This is a genomic window from Embleya sp. NPDC008237, from assembly GCF_042956465.1.
GTDB lineage: Bacteria > Actinomycetota > Actinomycetes > Streptomycetales > Streptomycetaceae > Embleya.
This window is the reverse complement of record NZ_JBIBGL010000019.1, coordinates 73,601-92,574: the sequence shown is the minus strand read 5'-3', so window position 1 is coordinate 92,574 and position 18,974 is coordinate 73,601. Positions and strand designations below refer to the sequence as shown.

Sequence of the window (18,974 nt, the reverse complement as noted above, 5' to 3'; positions counted from 1 at the left end):
GCCCGCCTCACTGCTTCGCCGAACCGGGCTGAACCCTGGGGATCCTCCCGGTGAAGAACATGGCGAGCAGCGCGGTGAGGGCCAGCACGGCGAGTGCGGCACGCAGCCCGTCGAGCCTGGCCGAGGTGTTCGCGTCGACGGCGGCCTGCGCCACCTCCGGTGCCGTGCCGGCCTTGGTGAGGGCGGAGGTGAGCTGGTCGTCCGACAGAAACGGCACGCCGCCCTCGAGTTCGATGTTCGCCCGACTCGTGACCGCGGCCGGGACCGCCGGGTTGTTCTCGATGTTGGTCAGGAACGACGTCGTCATGGCGGCGATCAGGATCGATCCGGCGAGTGCCGTGCCGATGGAGGCGCCGAGGTTGGTGACGGCGTTCTGGACGCCGCCGACCTCCGTGCTCTGCTCGTCCGGCACCGCGGACACGGTGACCGATCCCAGCTGCGACGCCAGGGCGCCCATGCCCAGTCCGATCAGCAGCAGGGGCACGGTGACGATCTCGGCGCCCGCGTCCGCGTCGAGCGCGGCCATCAAGGCCACCGCGCCCGCGAGCAGTGCCAGGATGCCGATCCGTACCACGCGCCGCGGCGAGACGTCCGGGAGGAGCCGCGGGATCAGGATCGCGGCGGCCAGCAGCGTGAGCGACAGCGGCAGGATGCGTGCGCCGGTCGCCAGCGCCGACAGGCCCAGGGCGACCGACAGGTAGAGCGGTACGACGAAGAACACGCCCATCTGCACCAGGTATTGGAAGAAGAACATCGTCAAGCCGCCGGTGAGCTGCCGATTGCGCAGCATGGACGGGTCCACCAGCGGCTCCCTGCCCCGTGCGGACATGCGGGCCTCCCAGGACAGGAAGAGCCGGATGAGGGCCAGGCCGGCCAGCATCAGCCAGACGACCAGTGAGACCCCGAGCCAGGCCGGCGCGTCCGGCTTGGGCCGGAACCACCCCCATTCGGCCGACCGGAGCACGCCGAAGACGAACATCCCGAGCCCACCGGCGGACAGCACCGCCCCGACGAGGTCCATGCGCGAGCGCGCCCCGGTCGGCGCGTCGGTGATCCGGCCGGCGAGCACCAGGATCACCAGCACGAGGACCACTTCTCCGGCGAAGACCCAGCGCCAGGAGAAGTACGTCGTGGCCACGCCACCGATCAGCGGCCCCACCGCGATCGCCGCGGCCCCCGCGGCCGCGACGAGCCCGTACGCGGAGGGACGGCGCTCCACCGCAAAGTTGCCGGCCACCAGCGCCACGATCGCCGGCAGGATCAGTGCCGCCCCCACTCCCTCCAGGAACGCCCACCCGAGCAGCAGCACCGGCAGGTTCGGGGCGAGCGCCGTCGTCAGCGATCCACAGCCGTAGACGCCGCAACCGATCATGAACGCGCGTTTGCGGCCGATGAGGCCGCCGAGCTTGCCGCCGGGGATCATGAGCATCGCCATCACGAGCGTGTACGCCGTGATCGCGCCCTGGATCCCGGTTACCGTCGTGCCCACGTCCTCGGCCACCGTCGCGATCGAGACGTTCATGACGGAGCTGTCCAGCGCCATCAGGAACTGCCCCGCCACAAGCGGCAACAGGACCAGGCCCACCCCGGCGGAATGCCCCGGCTTTCCTGTGCCAGTAGCCATGCACGCATCGTGCCGGCGACCCGGGGAAGCGCCGGCCCGACCCGCCGCGATGTCAGCCGGATGGCAGTATCGCCGCCGCCGGAACGGGCCGGGCACCCACCGAATACACCACAGCGGTGCACCGAGGTCGCCCGGGCGCCCGGTTGCCCGCACGAGGCCCCACGCCCATCACGCCACGGGCGGCGATGGGCTTCGCGGCACGCGACACGATGGGCCCCGGGTTCGCAAACGAGGTCTGGGACGAGACCGGAGGGGGCACACTCGACGACCACCCGGATCCTCCGTCCGGGTCCTGAGTGAAGAACACGCTTCGTCAGCCCCCGGACGGACTGCGCCGAGAAGCCTGCTCGACGAGTCCGCGTCACCCCCGTAAAGGGCAGCCATGGTCCTCGATCTCGTCCTCATCGGCACGGCCATCACCTTGGGACCGTTGCACAACTCCGCGTTCATCCTGCTGCTGTCGGCACCCCGAGGGCTGCTGAAGGGACTCGTCTTCATCCTCACCTGGCTCGCGGAACTCGTCCTGGTCGTCGCCGTGGTGACGCTGTTGACCGGGGGCGAGCCGCCGGCGCGCCACAGCTCGCCCTCGGTAGCGGGTCTGGTGGTCAAGCTGGTCCTGGGCCTCGCGCTCGTCGTCTACGGCCGGCACAAACGACGTCGAGGAGCCACGCGCTCCCGGGGAACTCCCAAGTGGATGGCACGGCTGGATCGGGTGTCCGCCTGGACCGCCGCCGGCCTCGCCGTCCTGCTGCAACCGTGGGCGATGGTCGCCGCCGGGGGCGCCACCGCGATGAACGCGGACCTGTCTTCGGCCGCCTCGTTCCTGGCCCTGATGGGCTTCTTCCTGCTCGCCACGGCCAGTGTGCTCGCGATGGAGCTGTACGCGACGTTCGCACCGGACAGGGCACACGAACGACTGGAGTGGCTGCGCACGGCGATCGACACCCATCAGGACCAGGCGATCGTCGTCCTGTCGCTGCTTCTGGGCCTGTGGCTGGCCGGGAAGAGCACGTACGAACTCGTCACACTCGCCGCGTAGGTCACGGCCGCCGTCACGGCCCGCAAGCTCCGCGAGCGCGGCCGCGGCACGGCCGTGCGCCGACCCCGCCATCTCGCGCTCCACCCGACATCCCCGGGTCGGTCGGGCTCCCGGGTGGGGACGGCGCACGATGATCATCGAGTAGGTATTGTGGCGACCCGCCGCAGAAGAGGGGAACCATGGAGTTGTCGGGCGCCGATCCGCGGCGGGTCGGACCGTACGCCGTGCTCGGCCGGCTCGGCGCCGGGGGCATGGGCAAGGTGTACCTGGGGCGTTCGCCCGGCGGGCGCACAGTCGCGGTGAAGGTGGTCCGTCCCGAACTCGCCGACGACCCGGTGTTCCGGGCCCGCTTCGGACAGGAAATCGCCGCCGCCCGGCGGGTCTCCGGCGCCTTCACCGCCCCGGTCGTGGACGCCGACCCGGACGCTCCGGTCCCCTGGATGGCCACGGCGTTCGTGCCCGGCATACCCCTGCACACCGCGGTCACCCGGCACGGGGCGCTGCCGGAGGCGTCGCTGCGCATGCTGGTCGCCGGGCTTGCGGAAGCGCTCGGGAACGTGCACGCCGCCGGCCTGATCCACCGCGATCTCAAACCGTCGAACGTCCTGCTCGCGCTGGACGGACCGCACGTCATCGACTTCGGCATCTCCCGGGCGGTGGAGGGAACCTCGCACACCCGCAGCGGCGCGGTGGTCGGCTCGCCCGGGTACATGTCGCCGGAGCAGGCGCTGGACCGGCCGCTCACCCCGATCAGCGACGTCTTCTCGCTGGGCGCCACCGCGTATTTCGCCGCGACCGGTCTGCCGCCGTTCGGAAGCGGCAACGCCGCCGCGCTGATGTTCCGCGTCGCCGGCACCGAGCCGGACCACGCGCCCCTGGCCGGACTCGGCGAGCCGCTTCGCGCGCTGATCCTGCGCTGCCTGGCCAAGGACCCCGCGGCGCGGCCCGATCCGGCCCGGGTGGTCGCGGACATCGAACGGCAGGGCGTCGAGGTGTCCGCCGGGAGTTGGCTGCCCGAGTCGCCGACCGCCGACATCCTGGCGGTCCGCGCGTCGATCCTCACCGCCTCCGGGCACATACCACCGACCTCGCCGGTCACGCCCGTGCGGATACCTCCCGCACCGCCGTTCCCTTGGCCCCCGCCCGCACTGCCGGCGCAGCCCTCGACTCGGGGTGCCCGGACGATCGGTCGCCGCGCACTGCTCGTCGGCGCCGCGGGCACCGTCGCGGTGGCCGGGGGTGTCGCCGCGGCCGTCCTGCTGAGACCGAACGGCGGCGGCGAACCCACCGGCCGCGACACCGCATCCCGGCCCGGTCCGACAGGTACACCGGCCGCCATCCGGACCACGCCGCTCACCGCACCCGACGCCGTCGTCCGCAAGATGCCGAACCTCGCCACCGAGTGCACGGGCCTCCTCCTGAGCGGCGACGTCCTGGTCGGCTTCGGCATGCTCGACGTGGTCGGCTTGGACCTGAACGCCAAAGCCCGCTGGTCGCCGATCAGGGCGACGCTCGCCGGCGGGTCCAAGCACCGGCCCGGCGTCGTCCGCAACGGCATCCTCTACTCCTGCGGGTACGCCGGATCCCCGAGCGTCACGGGCCTGCACGCCGTGGACGTCGCGACCGGAAAACTCCTGTGGTCGGCGGGGGTCCCGTCCGCCGACTGGCTCCCGCGGACCGTCGCCGGAATCCTCGGCGACACCGTGTTCGTCTCCGGCTTCTTCCGCCCCGACGGCGGCAAGCCCCAAGGTTTCGTGTGGGCCGTCGACACGCGAACCCGCGGCACGCGGTGGCAGGAATCGGGCGAGGATGTGACGGCGGTGCTGCTGGTACCTCCCACGACCGAGACGATGATCCTGGCGGGCGGCACCGGCGGCCGCGGTGGTCTCGACGGCGAGGTGGTCGCGGTCGACCCGGCGACCGGCAGGCGCGGCTGGCGAAACCCGGTGCCGGGCGGCTCGTTCGGCACCTTGACGGACTCGACGGCGTGTTTCGTCGGCGGCGCCTACGTGTACGCGGGAACCTCGATCACCGCCGTCGACCCGCTCGGCGGCAGGCCGCGGTGGACCTTCAAGGCCACCCGCAACGGGTACGACGCCTTCGGCGCACCGGTCGCGAGCCCGGACGAGAAAACGGTGTACGTCACGTGCGCCATCGGCCTCGTCGCCCTCGACGCGGCGACCGGCGAACCGAAGTGGGCCACCGCCCCGCGGGACGGTTCGTTCACGGAGAGCGGCCCGGCTTCGGCCGGGATCCGGGTCGCGGACGGCAACGTGTACGTCGCCGACGACCGGGCGAACCTCTGGGCCGTGGACGCCGAGACCGGCGTGGGCCGGTGGAAGTACAGCGACCCCGTCCAGAACGCGGTCACCGTCCCGTTGACGGCGGTCGGCGGTGGCCGCGTGTGGGGCGCCAACGGCACCTCGCTGGTCGTCGTCGCCGCGAGTGGAGCCTAGTGCCGCGCCCGGCAACGTTTGCCGTTGCCGGGCGCGGCACCAGGGTCCGTCTTCGCTCCCGCGCCGAGCACCACGACGCGGGAGCGAAGACGGACCCTGGGCCGACCTCGACCGCGCAGGCCGTGCGACCTGCGCGGGCCCAGCCCGACACCGGAACCTCCGCCGGTGCCCGGGAGTTCACGAACACGAAGGTGATGGCGGCCGTCCATGGAACAGCTCGACGCCTCGGACCCGAAGCGGGTCGGCCCGTATGTCCTGCTCCTCCCGCTCGGTTCGGGCGGGATGGGCAAGGTCTATCTGGGCCGCTCCGCCGCGGGACGCGCCGTCGCGGTGAAGGTCATCCGCGCCGACTTCGCCGCCGACGACCACTTCCGGGACCGCTTCCGCGCCGAAGTGGCCGCCGCGCGGCGGGTGTCCGGTGCCTTCACCGCGCCGGTCGTGGACGCCGACCCGGACGGCGACCCGCCCTGGATGGCGACGGCGTTCGTCTCGGGCCTGTCGCTGCACGAAGCCGTCCACCGCCACGGCCCGCTGCCCGAGCCGTCGCTGCGCATGCTGCTGGCCGGGCTGTCCGAGGCGCTGGTCGGCATCCACGCGGCGGGCGTGGTGCACCGCGACCTCAAGCCGGGCAATGTCCTGCTGGCGCTCGACGGCCCGCATGTCATCGACTTCGGCATCGCCCGCGCACTGGACGGCACCTCCTTCACCCGGGAAGGCACCGTCGTGGGATCGCCGGGCTACATGTCGCCCGAACAGTCCCTGGGACGGCCGGTGACGACCGCGAGCGATCTGTTCTCGGTGGGCGCGACGATGTTGTACGCGGCGTCCGGGCAGCGACCGTTCGGCAGCGGCCCGCCCGCCGCCGTGCTCAGGCGCGTCGTCGGCGATCAGGCCGACGCCGCCGCGCTGCCGCCCTCCCTCCGGGAGATGGTGGCGGCCTGCCTGGACAAGGACCCCGCGCGGCGTCCGACGCCGCACGCGCTCATCGACTTCGTCAGCCGGGAAGGGGGCCATCAGCACACCCGGAGTTGGTTGCCGGACGCGGTGACGCGCGACGTCGGCCGCGCGGCCGACGTGCTGACCGGGCTGCCGGCTTCGTACGGCCCGACGAGCGAGCGGACGACCGGGCACCAGGCCGTATCCACGGTCACCCGGTCGACCACGGCGCCGGCCGAACAGCCCGCGCCGTCCGCTCCCGCGCCGCCCGGGATGCCCCCGCCGCACAGCCCGCCGGCACCGGTCCGGCGAGAGCCCTCGCGCAGGTGGCTGGTCCGCGGCCTCGCCGCGAGCGCGGCGGTGGCGGTCTCCGGCGGTACGGCGGCCGTCCTGCTGTCCGGGAACGACGGTTCGGGCAAAGAGGTGGTCGCGACGCCGACCGACTCCGCCTCCGGTTCCGCGTCGCCGCCCGCCGTCCCGGCACCGCCCCCGGTCGTCCCGCACCCGCCGCTGCCGGCGCCGACCGGCCGGAAGGGCGTCCTCGACGGGCCTGTGGCCGCCACCAAGTGGACGGCCAAGGCGGGTGGCCCGATATCCGACCTGGCCGTGTACGGGGGTGCGGTCATCGCCACCGGCAAGAACGGCCGGGACGCGTTCGACACCCTCGCGGGCAGACCGCGGTGGACTCTGCCCCTGGTCGTGGATTGGACCGGCCACGGTTTCGCTGCCGGAGACGACCAGGTGGTCTACCTCACCGGCACCGGAACCACCTCCCGGCGGTACGTGCTGAGCGCTGTCCGACCCGGCACCGGAACGGAGTTGTGGACTCTCCCGATCCCGCGTCGCGAGTGGGTCCCCCTCGGCGTGTCCGGCGTCGTCGACGGCATCGCCTTCGTCACCGGCTCGGCGGGCGGCGGTTCCGAGGCGCCGTACTCCAGGTTCGTGTGGGCCGTGGACCTCCGGACCCGGACCGGTGTGTGGGAGACCGTCGGCGCGGACATCGCCGGGTTGTTCGTCCCCCCGCGCGGCCCGAATCTGCTCCTGCACGGCGACGGCGAGCAGGGCCCCGACGGGCGGCTCATGATGCTCGACTCGGCGCGCCGGGGCGCACGCGGCTGGACCAAGCCGCTGCCGCCGGTGTCGACGCCGGGGTACGTCGCCCCCTCCCGGCAACGGGTCCCCGTCTGCTGGGCGGGCGGCGGCTTCGTCTACTGCGCGGATCGGGTCCACCTCGTCGAACCGGACAGCGGAAGGCAGGTGTGGGCCTTCCCCGCCACCGCGGCCGCCGGCGAGACCTTCACGGACGTCACCTCGGACACCGACGGCACGGCGGTCTTCGCCACCACCCACGCCACGCTCTATTGCCTCGATGCAAAGACGGGAGGACTGCGCTGGCGCAGCTCGATACCCGGCGGGTCGACGAGGCCCCCGGAGTCGGGGACGGGAGAGGTCTGGGTTCGCCACGATTTCGGCAACGTGTACGTCGCGGCCGGCACCGGAACACTGTGGGCGGTCGACGCGGCCACCGGCACGACCCGGTGGAAGCACCCGTTCCCGGTCCTGACCGGAGCCGGTGTCACCCCGGTCCTGGCGGCGGGCGCGGGCACGGTGTTCGTCGCACACGGATTCCAGCTCACCGCGATCGACGCGGGCGGGTGATCGCCGATGAGCACCCGCGTCGGGCCCGCCCTGCCGGGGGCGATCTCCCGCCGCCGGCCCACCCGGCGTCCCCCGGGGAGCGATGAGGGCCGCCGTCCACCACCGGCCGGTGCGGTGCCCCGTTATGTTTCACGGCGAGCGTGTCGACGCGGGAACCGAACGTCGGGCGCCGGCGTCACATCACCATGGCCGAGTCGAATGAGCGACCACCCACCGCACGGACGACCTACGTCGTCATCGCCGCGCTGATCGCCGCCGTCTGCATCGGGGTCGGGCTGTGGTTCCTGCTCGCACGCGGTGACGACGACGAGCCGACGGCGGGAGAACCGATCCGGACGGCGTCCGAGACACCGATCACCCCACCGGTCACCACTCCCGTCGTCCCGACCGTCACCCCACCCGCCGCCACCCCCACCGGGATGCCGACCACCCCGAACACCACACCACCGGGCACCGGCGCCCCCGCCTCCCCCACCGACGGCCGCCTCGACACGCGGACCGTCTCCTTCGCCGACGCCCGCGGCCTCCCCAAGGTGTTCGCCGTCGCCGAATCGGCGAAACAGGACGCGGACGTCCTGGCCGGCGTGTTCGCCGGCAACCCGACCAAGCGCCCCGCGGAACCCGCCCCCGCAACCGACTTCGCCCGCAACGTGGTGGTCACCGTGACCGTCGACGCGGGCTGTCTCGACCCCGAGGGCGCCCGGCTGTACGCACACGGGAGCCGGCTCACCCTCGACGTGCGCCTCCCCGACCGCAGTGCCCCGCCGGAATGCCTCGCTCCCTACACCCGGCTCGCCCGCTTCGAGGTGCCGCGCACATCGATGCCGCCCCGACCGGTCCTCGACGGCAGCCCGCCGGCCATCCCGACCGCGAACCCCCGCCCGTGACAAGGACGTTGTGCCCTCCACACCGGCCGCGACCCGAAACGCGAAACGCCGCCGAGGCACTCGCCGGCACCCTCGATGCGGGCGCGAGCCGGGCACTGGTTGACTGAATGCGTGAGAACTGACCTTTGGCAGGTGGGCGGAGTCGACCTCGACGGCTACCTCGCGCGGCTCGGCGTTCCGGCGCGGGCACCGGCGCGGAAGGCGCTGGACGAGTTGCACGAGGCGCACGTCCGGACGTTCACGTTCGACAACATCGACGTGTTCCTCGGGCAGCCCGGCGGAGTGGACCTGGCGGCCGTGCAGGAGAAGTTCGTGGGCCGGGGTCGGGGCGGCTACTGCTTCGAGCACTCGACGCTCTTCGCGGCCGTGTTGGAGCGGCTGGGCTACGACGTCCGTCGCCGTCTCGGGCGCGTCGGCGATCCGGCGGACGGCAGCCTCCAGGGCCGGACCCACATGGTCGTCGAGGTCGTGCTGGACGGGCAGCGGCTGCTGTGCGACCCGGGATTCGGGATGAGCGTGCTGCGCCCGATCCCGTTGACGCACGGCACCCAGGACGACCACCTCGGTTGGCGCTACCGGATCGACCACACCGACGACGGTTGGCAGATGCGTCGTTGGCGCGACAACGGCTGGCTGATGATGCACACCACCGACGAACTGGGCGTGCTGCCCGTCGACGTGGAGATCGGTCACCACTACACGAGCACCCACCCGACGTCCCACTTCAAGCGCACGCTGATGGTCACCCGCCACCTGCCCGACCGGCACGTCACCGTCACGCACGCCGCACTCACGATCCGCCGGGCCGATGCGCCCACCGAGCACCGCCTCCTCCGCGACGGCGAACTCGCCCACTGGCTGCGCGTCCTGGAGGTCCCGCTCACGCCGGACGAGGAACAACGCCTCCTCGAACGAGCCGCCGAGGCAGCCACGGCACAGGCGTGAACGCACCGCATGCCCCGATGCCCGGCCCGCCTCCGGGCAGCGTTCGGCGGATCACGGCCGGCGCCGGAGTCCCCGCGGGCGCCGGGGCGTTGCCGGTGTAGGGGTTACCCCGGCAACGCCCCGGCCGCGGTGTTACCGGGTGGACCGGGGGGATGCCGATGGTGGGGTCGGTGAGGCCGGGATCGAGGAGAGTTCGTCGGTGAGGTCGTCCAGGCCCAGCGAGCCCTGGGACAGGGCTGCCATGTGCCAGGACTTCAGGTCGAAGGCGGCACCCTGGGCGCGGCGGGCGTTCTCGCGGCCCAGCAGCCAGGCGCGTTCGCCGAGCTTGTAGCCGATGGCCTGGCCGGGGATGGTCAGATAGCGGGTGAGCTCGCTCTCGACGAAGTCGGCGGGGCGGCTGCTGTGCGCGGCGAAGAACTCCTGTGCCAGGTCGGGGGTCCAGCGCTCGCCGGGATGGAACGGGGAGTCCGCGGGGATCTCCAGCTCCAGGTGCATGCCGATGTCGACGATGACACGGGTGGCCCGCATCATCTGGGCATCCAGGTAGCCCAGGCGCTGCTCGGCGTCGGTGAGGAAGCCGAGTTCGTCCATCAGGCGTTCGGCGTACAGGGCCCAGCCCTCGGCATTGGCGCTCACCACACCGACCGTGGCCTGGTAGCGGGACAGGTCGCCGGCGATGTGGGTCCACTGCGCGAGCTGGAGGTGGTGGCCGGGGACGCCCTCGTGGTACCAGGTCGACACCAGGTCGTAGACCGGGAAGCGGGTGCGGCCCATCGTCGGCAGCCACGTGCGGCCCGGACGGGTGAAGTCCTCCGACGGCTGCGTGTAGTACGGCGCGGCGGCGCTCCCGGGCGGGGCGATGCACGACTCGACCCTGCGTACCCGCTCGGCGAGTTCGAAGTGGGTGCCGTCGAGGTGGTCGATCGCCTGGTCCATCAGGGTTTGCAGCCATGCCCGTACCTCGTCGACGCCCTCGATGTGGGTGCCGTGTTCGTCGAGGTGGGCGAGTGCGACCCAGGGCGTCTCGGCGCCGGGGAGGATCTTCTCGGCCTCCTCGCGCATCTCGCCGAGGATGCGGTGGAACTCCGCCCAGCCGTACGCGTACGCCTCGTCCAGGTCGAAGTCCGTGCCGTTGAAGAAGCGCGACCAGCACGCGTACCGCTCGCGCCCGACGGTGTCGGGGGCGTCCGCGACGGCGGGGGCGTACACGTCGCGCATCCAGTCGCGCAGTGCCGCGACGGCGGCGGTGGCGGCGCGTCCGGCCTCGTCGAGTTCGGTACGCAGGGTGTCCGGGCCGTCGGCGGCGAAGTCCTCGAACCAGCCGCGGCCGTTGCCGGTGTCGGCCCACTCGCCGAGCTGGGTGATGCATGTCGCGGTCGGGCGCGGCCCCGCGTACAACTTGCGCTCCAGGCCGAGGGCGAGCGACGCGCGATAGCCGTCGAGCGCGTCCGGCACCGCACGCAGCCGCTCCGCGATCGCAGCCCAGTCCTCGACGGTCTCCGCGGGCGTCACGGAGAACACCTCGCGGACGTCGTGCAGCGGCGTGCCGAGATTGCCGACGGCACGCAGGCCCTCGTCGGCATCGTGCACCGCGAGTTCCGCGGTCAACCGCTCGCGGAGCAGTCGGGCGCAGCGCCGCTCGATGTCGCCGTCCGCGCCCGGCTGCTGCTCGGCTCGGGCAAGCTCGGCGAGGGTGGCCCGCGCGAGGTCGGCGCGCGCCTCCCGTCCGGCCGGGGAGAGGTCGGGCAGCTTGGCGGAGCTCTCCGGGACGCCGAGGTAGGTTCCGATGATCGGGTCGAGGGCGATGAGCTCGTCGACGTACAGGTCGGCTAGCCGACGGGGCAGCGGGGCGTTCGTGTCTGACATGTGGACATCCTCGTACGACGACGGTGTCGGCGTCACTCGGGTTGGCGCCTCACGTCCTTCCTCGTCACGCGGGAGCCTTGCTCGATCGGTCCCGCGGGGTGTGCCCCGGGGCCGGGCCGTTCGCTGACCGGTTCGGGTTATCGGGGGCGTTCTCGGGGCGTTCTCGGGGGCGTTTTGCGACTTTCGGAACGAGCAGGCGCAGTGGTGGTGTCGCGGCGATGGCGTGCCGAATTCTTCCGATTGTCAGGGTGCGAGTGGGAGTTGGTCGCCGGTGGCGCCGGCTTCCAGCGTTGCGTAGTCGGGGTGGTTCAGGCGGTGGTGGACGTAGATCTGGTCGGCCCAGGGTGGGTCGAAGGGGGTGAAGGCGCGCAGGCCCAGGACTCGGCCGATCGCTCGGTCCGGATGGGCGGTGTTGAAGTCGGCGATCGCGGCGGCCTCGCCGATGTGCTCGACGGTGCCCGGGAGGTCGTCGAGGTAGCAGGTGACCCGGGGCAGCAGGTGTTCGTGGCCGGGGCGGCGGAAGAGTTCCAGTGCGGTTGTCGTCGAGGTGTAGTGGTCCAGGTCCAGGGCGACGAACCCGACCGGGTGATCGCGCAGTTCGTTCGCATGGGTGTCGAGGTGGTCGGGCAGTGTGTGGGCGAGGTCGCCGATCACCAGCTCCGCCTCGCCCAGCCGGGCGCGCAGGCGGTCGTGGTCCATGGCGTAGAAGCCGGGGCCGAACAGGTAGGGCAGATCCCGGGGATCCCTGGCCGGCGGCATGCCCACTCCGCCGTCGAAGCCGACCACCCGCACCGTGACGCCCGTCGCGGCGGCGTAGTAGCGGGCGTGCTCGGCCAGCGCCAGCAGCCCGTTGCCGCCGGCCACCCCGAACTCCACCACCGTCACGCCGCGATGCCCCAGGCGCGCGGCCGATTCGGTGGCCCGGCGCACGCCGTAGGCGTAGTGGGCTCGTTCCACCAGCCCGAACCGGTATGCCGTCGCCGACCCGACACCGGGCAGCCGCCGAATCAACCGGTTCCGGGCCGCATGGCGGGTGCCGGACTTGGACCAGTCCCACACCACGTCGGCCCACCCACCCGAGGGCCGACGACCGAAGGGATGACCCTTCTGGGAACTCGTATGTGAACCCCTGCGCGTCATGGGCTCTCTCCCTCGGCACGACGGACGGGCGGACGGGCGGACGGGCGGACGACTGGGCGACTGGGCGACTGGGCGACTGGGCGACCGACCCTCCCCATGATCGGTGAGCCCTCGGCCGCACGCGCACACCCCGCACCGGCCGGTCGGGTGCATTTCGGAACGTTGGGAACTGGTTCGTGGGTGTTCAGGTGGGGGGCGTCTGGCGGACACAGTTCTGCGTCATGGTCTTGGCGTTCGGACACATCGGTTCAGGATCGGCGCGGTTGAGGAGTTCGGTGGGTATGAGGCTGGTCGCGAAGGGTTTGCGGGCGGTATGGCGAGGAGCGTCGGTCGGCGCGGTCTGTGTCGCGCTGTGTGCCGGCGGCGGACTCGCGGGTACCGCGCACGCGGCGGAGACTGCGGGTGCCGAGGGCGCGGGGGCGGCGTTCCCGTCCGCGGTCGCCGGGTGGAAGCCGGTCGGAAAGTACGAGATCGACGCACAGTCCCAGGCCCAGGGGTTGGCCGGCGTGCGACCGCACGGCGGGAAGCCCTACACGTACTACGCCGGGAACACCTCGATTCCGGCGGACGTGCGGGCGCGTGGCTGGGGGCACATCGGTGACCCGGACTCCTCGCGCGGCTACGTGTTCGATGCCTATCAGGGCGGTGGGGACGCGACCGCGAAGATGTTCCGGGTGACCACACCGGCGGGCGACGCCTACGAGTACGTACACCCGTTGGCTGCGGGTGAGGCGATGAACAACTCCTTCGCTGCGGTTTCCCCCGACTCTCGTTGGCTCGTCTCCGGCGAGTGGGACACGATGAATCGGCTGCTCGTCTTCCCCACGCCGATGCTGAACGGGGCCACGCCGCAGACCGGCGGCACCCTCCCGCTTGCCGCGACCATCGAGCTGGACCGGCCGGTCAAGGACATCCAGGGCTGCACGTTTCTGGACGCGAAGCGGTTGGTGTGTGCGTCGGACGACTCCGACGCGAAGTTGTTCCCCGTGGCCAAGCCGCTGCTGCAGATCGAGTTGAAGAAGGCACTGAACGGCAAGACGGTGACCGGGCATGTCACTTCGCTCGGCGCGCTGCCCCTGCTCAGCGCATGTCCCGGCGCTCCGGCCGACTTCGAGACCGAGGGCGACGACTACGACCGGCGTACGGGTGTCCTGCGGGTGGAGATGATCCCGCCGCGTGATTGTGCGGCGCGCGCCACCGTGTACGAGTTCGAGCGCAAGCGCTGATTCGGTCCGCCCACGCGGAGGCCGCGAACGCGCACTCGGCGTGGGCGGGTTCGGCGTGGGCGGGTTCGGCGTGAGAGGGGCATACGGCAAAAACGGCTCCCGGACGGTGCGGTTCCCCGGCGCTGCGGCGGTCGGGTCGGCTTCGGTGGCGGCTACGAGGTGTCGGCGCGCGGCGTGTCGGCGCGCGGGGTGTCGGCGCGGGCGAGGGTGATGGCTTCCACCGGGCACAGCGCGGCGGCGTCTTCGGCCCGGGCGGTCGGAGGCGGGGCGTCGGAGCGTACCCGGGCCCGGCCGTCGGCGCCCTGCGCGAAGTGGGTGGGGGCCGTGGCCGCGCAGATGCCCGAGGCGATGCACAAGTCGAGGTCGATCTCGATGTGCCCGTGGGTGGGGCCCGGGGCGGGCGTGTTCGGGGGCGGAACCGGGGGCATCGGGGTGGGCATCGGCGTCACCAGGTGACCGGGAGGGTTCGGGGGGCTCGGGTCTTCAGGCCGGTCTTCCAGGTGACGGGTGCTGCCGGGCGCAGGGTCGGGAAGCGGCGGGTCAGCGCGATGAGGGCTTCCTGGAGTTGCACGCGGGCGAGTTGGGCGCCCACGCAGTGGTGCACTCCGTGACCGAAGCCCAGGTGGGGGTTGGGGGTTCGGGTGAGGTCCAGGTTTTCGGGCGCGTCGAAGACCGATTCGTCGTGGTTGGCGGACGAGTTGATCGCCATCACCGCGTCGCCCTCGGCGATCTCGACGCCGGCGAGGGTCAGTGGTTCGGTCGCCACGCGAAGATTGGCCTGGACGTTGGTCTGCGCGTAGCGCAGGAGTTCCTCGGTGGCCGTGGGGATGGTTTCGGGCCTGTCGAGGATGTGCCGGTAGCGCTCGGGGGCGTCCATGAGCAGGTGGATCATGCCGGACAGGCGGTCGGACGTGGTGCCGTAGCCGCCGGCGAGCAGGACGACGCAGAAGGAGATCAGTTCGTCCTCGGTGAGGCGGTCCTCGTCGTCGCGGGCGGAGATCAGGACGCTGAGCATGTCGTCGGCCGGGTGTCGGCGCTTGTCGGCGATCAGGTCGGCCATGTAGCCGGTCATCTCGGCGACCGCGTGGGTGACGGCGGCGTCGGGGATCGCGGTGAGGCTGCGCAGCGCGTCGCACCAGGCATCCAGCCGGTCGCCGTCGCGCCGCGGGGTGCCGAGGAGGTCGCAGATGACGGCCAGTGGCAGGGGTCGGGTGAACAGGGGCACCAGATCCGCCGGGCGACCGTGCGCGGTGACCGTGTCGAGCAGGCCGTCGACCAGGCGGGCGATGTCGTGTCGCATGGCCTCGGCGCGGCGGGCGGTGAAGGCGGCGGCCACGAGCTTGCGCAGCCGGGTGTGTTCGGGCGGGTCGGCGGCCAGGATCGAGTCGGCCAGCGTGGGGACGTCGGCCATCCGCGGGCCGCTCCCCCGGGTGGCGCGGGTGCGGCTGAAGCGCGGGTCGCCCAGAACGAGGCGCACGTCCGCGTAGCGGGTGACCAGCCAGGCCCGGTCACCGCTGGGGAGTCGGATCCGGGCGCATGGGGCGTCCCGGCGCAGGGCGGCGAACTCGGGGATGGGGTCGAGCCCGTCGCGGTGTGGGAAGGGGAAGACCTGGCCGGGGGCGGGGTGGGTGGGTGCCTCGGAGGTGGGATCGCCGCCGGAGACGACGGGCGACTGCGTTCGCGGTGGCGACATCGAGTCGTCCCCGGAGGCGGCGGTCGCCCGCGTTCCCCGTTCGGGATTCGGCTCGCCGCCGGAGGTACCGCTCGCCCGCGTTCGCGTCGGCGAGGTCGGGTCGCCGCCGCGGGTGGCGGTGGGGGTGCGGGGGTCGTCGGGGGCCGGGTGGGTCACGGTTGCTCCGGGGTGGCGGGTTCGTAGACGGAGACGTGGTAGGTGCTGTCCCGGGTGAAGGGGGCGCCCGCCCAGGAGCCCAGGCGTTGCTTGAGCCGCAGGCCCGCTCGGTGGGCCAGCAGGTCGAGTTCGCCGGGGGATGCGTAGTGGAACGAGACGCGCAGGTGGCGGGTGCGGTCGGCCTCGTGGATGAGGTAGTGCGAGTGGTACGTCTGGGTGGACGGGTCGATCCGGCGGTGGCACAGGATGAGGTGTTCGTCGGTTCCGGCGACGACCTCGGGGATGCCGGATGCGGCGGCGACCGCGAGGGCTTCGGGAAGGTGGGCGTCGAACACGAAGACTCCGTGCGGTTGTTGCAGGCGGTCCCTGGCGGCGGCGAGGCAGCGCTGTTGGGCTCGGCTGTCGGGGAGTTCGAAGAAGGTGCCGCCGGCGAGGTAGATCAGGGAGAACGGGCCGGGTGCGGCCACATGGACGAAGTCGCCCGTGGTGACCGTGATTTCGGCTCCGCCCGGCTTGCCGCGCAGATGCCGGATCATCGCTTCGGAGGCGTCGATGCCGTGCACGCGCAGGCCGCGTTCGGCGAGCGGTAGGGCGATGCGGCCGGTGCCGATGCCGAGTTCGAGTACCGGTCCGGAGCCGGCGAGGTCGGCAAGGGCCTGCACGGTGGCGCCGGTGATCCCGGGTTTGCCGAACCACCGGTCGTAGTCCGCCGCATGGGTGTCGGCGTAGCCCGGGCCGGTCGGCTCCGCGGCGCCCGCGGATCGCAGCTCGGCGCCGCCGCCGGGGTCGGGCGGCGCGTCGGCCGGGCGGGTGGGCGGACTGTCGGTCCTGGGCATGGCGGCTCCTCGGCTCGCGGCGGATCGGGGTCGGGGGACGGGGATCGCAGGTCCGGGGTGGGCGTCGGCTCAGCCGAACGGGTGTGGGGCCGACGTCTTCCGTGGGTGCCGTTCGGGCGCCGGCCCGGTGGGCAGGGCGCCCGCACCCGGGGCGATGGCCCGGATGACGGTGCTGCCGAGAGTGCGGGCGGGGCCTGCCGTGGTGTCCACGAGGATGACGTCACGGTCGGTGTGGGCGGCGAGTGCGGTGAGCCCGGGTCGATTCGCCGGCACCGTCGCGGCGTCGGCGGTCGCGTGCCCGGCAGGCCGCTGCGGCGGTGTGGGGACCCCGTGGGCGTCGTGGGTGCGGCTTGTCCACAGGGTCAGGCTGTCCTGACGGTGGTAGGCCCACAGGGCGTGTTGTACGGCCGTCCGTGGCGGGTGACTCCCCCACCCGCGGGCCCAGGTGTCCACGGCCACCGGGCTGCTCATGCTCCAGCGCACCATGAGGGCCTCGTAGGCCGCCTTCTCGATCAGCGGCGGGATGGCGGTGTCGGGGCCGCAGCGGGCTCCGAAGGTCTGGCCGGTGCCGTCGGGGGCGTGCAGGCAGACCACGACGCAGCGGGTACCGGGGGTGGCCGGGACGTCCAGGACGCTCGCGGTGACGTCGAGTTCGGTCAGGAGCTTGGCCAGGGGGTCGGGTGGCTCGCCGGTGGGCAGCGAGGCGGGGGCCGGCGAAAGGCCGTACCAGCTGCGGCGGATCAGGTCGCGTTCGAGGACTTCCCAGGCGGCGTGGTCCGCGGCGGCCTGTGGGTCGGGGTGCGCGGCGAGGCCGGTCGAGCCGACGCCCGGGCCCGGGTCGCAGCCCGTGGGCGGGCGATGGTGCAGGAAGACCGCGCCGGCGGGCACATGGATCTCGGCGTCGGTGTGCGCGTGGCGCCCGAGCACCCACAGCCGTCGGGTGCTGCGGGCGATGTCCGGGGGCGTGGTGGGCGCGAAACCGTCGGGGGTCGCGGCGGCGGGGTCGAGTGCGGGGATGCCGCGCCGGCGCAGCTCGGCGTAGCCGGCCACCAGCGCCGCGTCGTTCGCCTCGGCCTCGCGGCCGGCCAGGATGTTGCCGACGCGCTCCAGGAGTTCGCCGCGGGCGCTCGTCACCACCTGTTCGCGGCTATGTCCCGCGGCGCTGCCGACGACGACCGGTCGTTCGCCGGCCGCGCAGACGGCGTCGAATTGCGGCGAGCGGGCGGCGATGCGCGCGATGACGATGTCGGGCCCGCGGTCGTAGGGGCTGAACACCTGCGGGTCCCACCCGGGCGCGGGCATCACGCGTGCGTCCGGGCGACGTCGGCGGCCTGTTCCAGGACGGACAGCCCGTGCTCGGTGAGCGCGCAGCGGTGCTCGCGCAGGGTACCCACGGCGTCGATCGCGGAGCGGGCGAGCAGGTCGTGCCGGGATCGCACGGCGTCGGCCGCCTCCGTCGGGGTCGCCGCCGGACCCGCGTCCAGCAGCCGCCGGTACAGCAGCACGCTCCGGGCCAGCACGACCGCCTGTTGGAACAGGCCGGTGAGCGGCCGCGGATCGGCGCGCAGCGGGGTGGCGACGAGTGGGCCGTCGTCTTCGGCGAGGCGACGCAGGAAGGGCTCGGCGGCGACGGTCGCGGCGTTGCAGCGGGTGTGCGTTCCCTCGTGGACGAGGGCCTCGGCCAATCGGATCGGGCCGGGCAGCCCGTGGGCGCTTCGATCCAGCCGGTCGCGTCGGATGAACACCGCGCCGTGCACGCCGAAGTCGGTGAAGCCGTCGATCGCCGCGCCGTCCAACAGCGCGATCTGCACCAGGATTTCGCCGAGTTCCGCGCTTGCCTCGGGCCAGACCTCGGCCAGCAGGCGGGTGGTCTCGCGGACCGTGTCGGTGTCCGCGTCGCGCCAGGCGACCACGGTCGAGGCGGGTGCGGTCGTGGTGTCGTCGTCCCGCTTCGGAATGGCCTTCAGGGCCCGGGCCACGCTGCGTTGCAGATGCGCCCGCGGGGCCACGAGGTCGACGGGCCAGGCGAGTTCGGGGGGCGGGTCGGCGATGTCGGCTCTGGCGCGTTCGAGCATGCGACCCAGCGCTTCCAGGCGTTGTGGGTCGGGTGGTTCGGCGTGCAGGACTCGCTGGGCGACGTGGGCCGTCTCGATGACGGCCGGGTGTGTCGATTCCCGCGGCGTGATGGTCAGGTCGGCTCGGGCCAGGATCGTTTGCGTCATGCGCGCCAGGACCGCGCGTTCCTCGGCGCTTTGCCCGGCATCTGGTTCCACTCGCATGGCGAGTACCTCTCGTGATCCCGATGCGGGGTGTACGACGGGCCGGATCTTCCGGCCCGTCGTACACGGTGACGTCGCCTCAGCTGGGAAGGTCGATCATCAAGGCCAGCTCGGGCAGTTCTTCTTCCGGGACAAGTTCGATGTCGTCGTGCATATCGGACTCCCTTCGGATCGCCGGTTCCCCCGCCGTCGACGAGGACGACCGGAAGCGCCATCGTGGGCGCGCAACGAC

Annotated in this window: 14 protein-coding genes; 6 read left to right on the top strand and 8 right to left on the bottom strand. The window is 72.7% G+C overall.

Translation table 11 applies throughout. The features are described 5' to 3' along the window. Positions 1–7: 7 nt before the first annotated feature. Positions 8–1,624 (bottom strand): MFS transporter, encoded by a 1,617-nt coding sequence (locus ACFZBU_RS38150; RefSeq protein WP_391588350.1) that lies wholly within the window; start codon positions 1,622–1,624, stop codon positions 8–10. A 382-nt stretch (positions 1,625–2,006) separates the two neighbouring features. Between ACFZBU_RS38150 and ACFZBU_RS38145 the strand changes: the two genes are divergently transcribed. From ACFZBU_RS38145 to ACFZBU_RS38125, 5 genes are all read left to right on the top strand, one after another. Then, on the top strand, positions 2,007–2,663 hold the full coding sequence (locus ACFZBU_RS38145; protein ID WP_391588349.1) for a GAP family protein: 657 nt from the start codon (positions 2,007–2,009) through the stop codon (positions 2,661–2,663). 179 nt (positions 2,664–2,842) lie between these two features. After that, on the top strand, positions 2,843–5,119 hold the full coding sequence (locus tag ACFZBU_RS38140; RefSeq protein ID WP_391588348.1) for a PQQ-binding-like beta-propeller repeat protein: 2,277 nt from the start codon (positions 2,843–2,845) through the stop codon (positions 5,117–5,119). A 207-nt stretch (positions 5,120–5,326) separates the two neighbouring features. After that, complete coding sequence (locus tag ACFZBU_RS38135; protein ID WP_391588347.1) at positions 5,327–7,714, top strand: protein kinase; 2,388 nt, start codon at positions 5,327–5,329, stop codon at positions 7,712–7,714. A gap of 185 nt (positions 7,715–7,899) precedes the next feature. After that, positions 7,900–8,601 carry a hypothetical protein gene (locus ACFZBU_RS38130; RefSeq protein WP_391588346.1) on the top strand — a complete coding sequence of 234 codons (702 nt, stop codon included), beginning with the start codon at positions 7,900–7,902 and terminating at the stop codon, positions 8,599–8,601. A gap of 111 nt (positions 8,602–8,712) precedes the next feature. After that, positions 8,713–9,546 carry an arylamine N-acetyltransferase gene (locus tag ACFZBU_RS38125; RefSeq protein ID WP_391588345.1) on the top strand — a complete coding sequence of 278 codons (834 nt, stop codon included), beginning with the start codon at positions 8,713–8,715 and terminating at the stop codon, positions 9,544–9,546. A gap of 132 nt (positions 9,547–9,678) precedes the next feature. Here ACFZBU_RS38125 and ACFZBU_RS38120 read toward each other — a convergent pair whose 3' ends face one another. Further along, positions 9,679–11,412, bottom strand: a complete 1,734-nt coding sequence (locus tag ACFZBU_RS38120) for a DUF885 domain-containing protein (RefSeq protein WP_391588344.1) — start codon at positions 11,410–11,412, stop codon at positions 9,679–9,681. A 243-nt stretch (positions 11,413–11,655) separates the two neighbouring features. Next, complete coding sequence (locus ACFZBU_RS38115; protein WP_391588343.1) at positions 11,656–12,552, bottom strand: hypothetical protein; 897 nt, start codon at positions 12,550–12,552, stop codon at positions 11,656–11,658. A 281-nt stretch (positions 12,553–12,833) separates the two neighbouring features. Between ACFZBU_RS38115 and ACFZBU_RS38110 the strand changes: the two genes are divergently transcribed. Next, positions 12,834–13,778 carry a hypothetical protein gene (locus tag ACFZBU_RS38110; RefSeq protein WP_391588342.1) on the top strand — a complete coding sequence of 315 codons (945 nt, stop codon included), beginning with the start codon at positions 12,834–12,836 and terminating at the stop codon, positions 13,776–13,778. A 152-nt stretch (positions 13,779–13,930) separates the two neighbouring features. Here ACFZBU_RS38110 and ACFZBU_RS38105 read toward each other — a convergent pair whose 3' ends face one another. The 5 genes from ACFZBU_RS38105 to ACFZBU_RS38085 form a co-directional block, all read right to left on the bottom strand. Beyond that, entirely contained in the window at positions 13,931–14,218 is a 288-nt protein-coding gene (locus tag ACFZBU_RS38105; RefSeq protein WP_391588341.1) for a ferredoxin, read from the bottom strand. 5 nt (positions 14,219–14,223) lie between these two features. Beyond that, positions 14,224–15,471: a cytochrome P450 gene (locus tag ACFZBU_RS38100; protein WP_391588340.1), complete on the bottom strand. Its 1,248-nt coding sequence runs from the start codon at positions 15,469–15,471 to the stop codon at positions 14,224–14,226. Between the two features lie 152 nt (positions 15,472–15,623). Continuing rightward, positions 15,624–16,463, bottom strand: a complete 840-nt coding sequence (locus ACFZBU_RS38095) for a class I SAM-dependent DNA methyltransferase (RefSeq protein WP_391588339.1) — start codon at positions 16,461–16,463, stop codon at positions 15,624–15,626. A 69-nt stretch (positions 16,464–16,532) separates the two neighbouring features. Further along, on the bottom strand, positions 16,533–17,765 hold the full coding sequence (locus ACFZBU_RS38090; RefSeq protein WP_391588338.1) for a YcaO-like family protein: 1,233 nt from the start codon (positions 17,763–17,765) through the stop codon (positions 16,533–16,535). Beyond that, positions 17,765–18,742 carry an aKG-HExxH-type peptide beta-hydroxylase gene (locus ACFZBU_RS38085; protein ID WP_391588337.1) on the bottom strand — a complete coding sequence of 326 codons (978 nt, stop codon included), beginning with the start codon at positions 18,740–18,742 and terminating at the stop codon, positions 17,765–17,767. The genes ACFZBU_RS38090 and ACFZBU_RS38085 overlap by 1 nt, the downstream gene beginning before the upstream one ends. Positions 18,743–18,974: the final 232 nt, after the last annotated feature.

Excerpts from the sequence above, each read along its gene's own strand:
- ACFZBU_RS38150 (WP_391588350.1), bottom strand. The coding sequence starts at position 1,624 with ATGGCTACTGGCACAGGAAAGCCGGGGCATTCCGCCGGGGTGGGCCTG.
- ACFZBU_RS38145 (WP_391588349.1), top strand. The coding sequence starts at position 2,007 with ATGGTCCTCGATCTCGTCCTCATCGGCACGGCCATCACCTTGGGACCG.
- ACFZBU_RS38140 (WP_391588348.1), top strand. The coding sequence starts at position 2,843 with ATGGAGTTGTCGGGCGCCGATCCGCGGCGGGTCGGACCGTACGCCGTG.
- ACFZBU_RS38135 (WP_391588347.1), top strand. The coding sequence starts at position 5,327 with ATGGAACAGCTCGACGCCTCGGACCCGAAGCGGGTCGGCCCGTATGTC.
- ACFZBU_RS38130 (WP_391588346.1), top strand. The coding sequence starts at position 7,900 with ATGGCCGAGTCGAATGAGCGACCACCCACCGCACGGACGACCTACGTC.
- ACFZBU_RS38120 (WP_391588344.1), bottom strand. The coding sequence starts at position 11,412 with ATGTCAGACACGAACGCCCCGCTGCCCCGTCGGCTAGCCGACCTGTAC.
- ACFZBU_RS38115 (WP_391588343.1), bottom strand. The coding sequence starts at position 12,552 with ATGACGCGCAGGGGTTCACATACGAGTTCCCAGAAGGGTCATCCCTTC.
- ACFZBU_RS38110 (WP_391588342.1), top strand. The coding sequence starts at position 12,834 with ATGAGGCTGGTCGCGAAGGGTTTGCGGGCGGTATGGCGAGGAGCGTCG.
- ACFZBU_RS38105 (WP_391588341.1), bottom strand. The coding sequence starts at position 14,218 with ATGCCCACCCCGATGCCCCCGGTTCCGCCCCCGAACACGCCCGCCCCG.
- ACFZBU_RS38100 (WP_391588340.1), bottom strand. The coding sequence starts at position 15,471 with ATGTCGCCACCGCGAACGCAGTCGCCCGTCGTCTCCGGCGGCGATCCC.
- ACFZBU_RS38095 (WP_391588339.1), bottom strand. The coding sequence starts at position 16,463 with ATGCCCAGGACCGACAGTCCGCCCACCCGCCCGGCCGACGCGCCGCCC.
- ACFZBU_RS38090 (WP_391588338.1), bottom strand. The coding sequence starts at position 17,765 with ATGCCCGCGCCCGGGTGGGACCCGCAGGTGTTCAGCCCCTACGACCGC.
- ACFZBU_RS38085 (WP_391588337.1), bottom strand. The coding sequence starts at position 18,742 with ATGCGAGTGGAACCAGATGCCGGGCAAAGCGCCGAGGAACGCGCGGTC.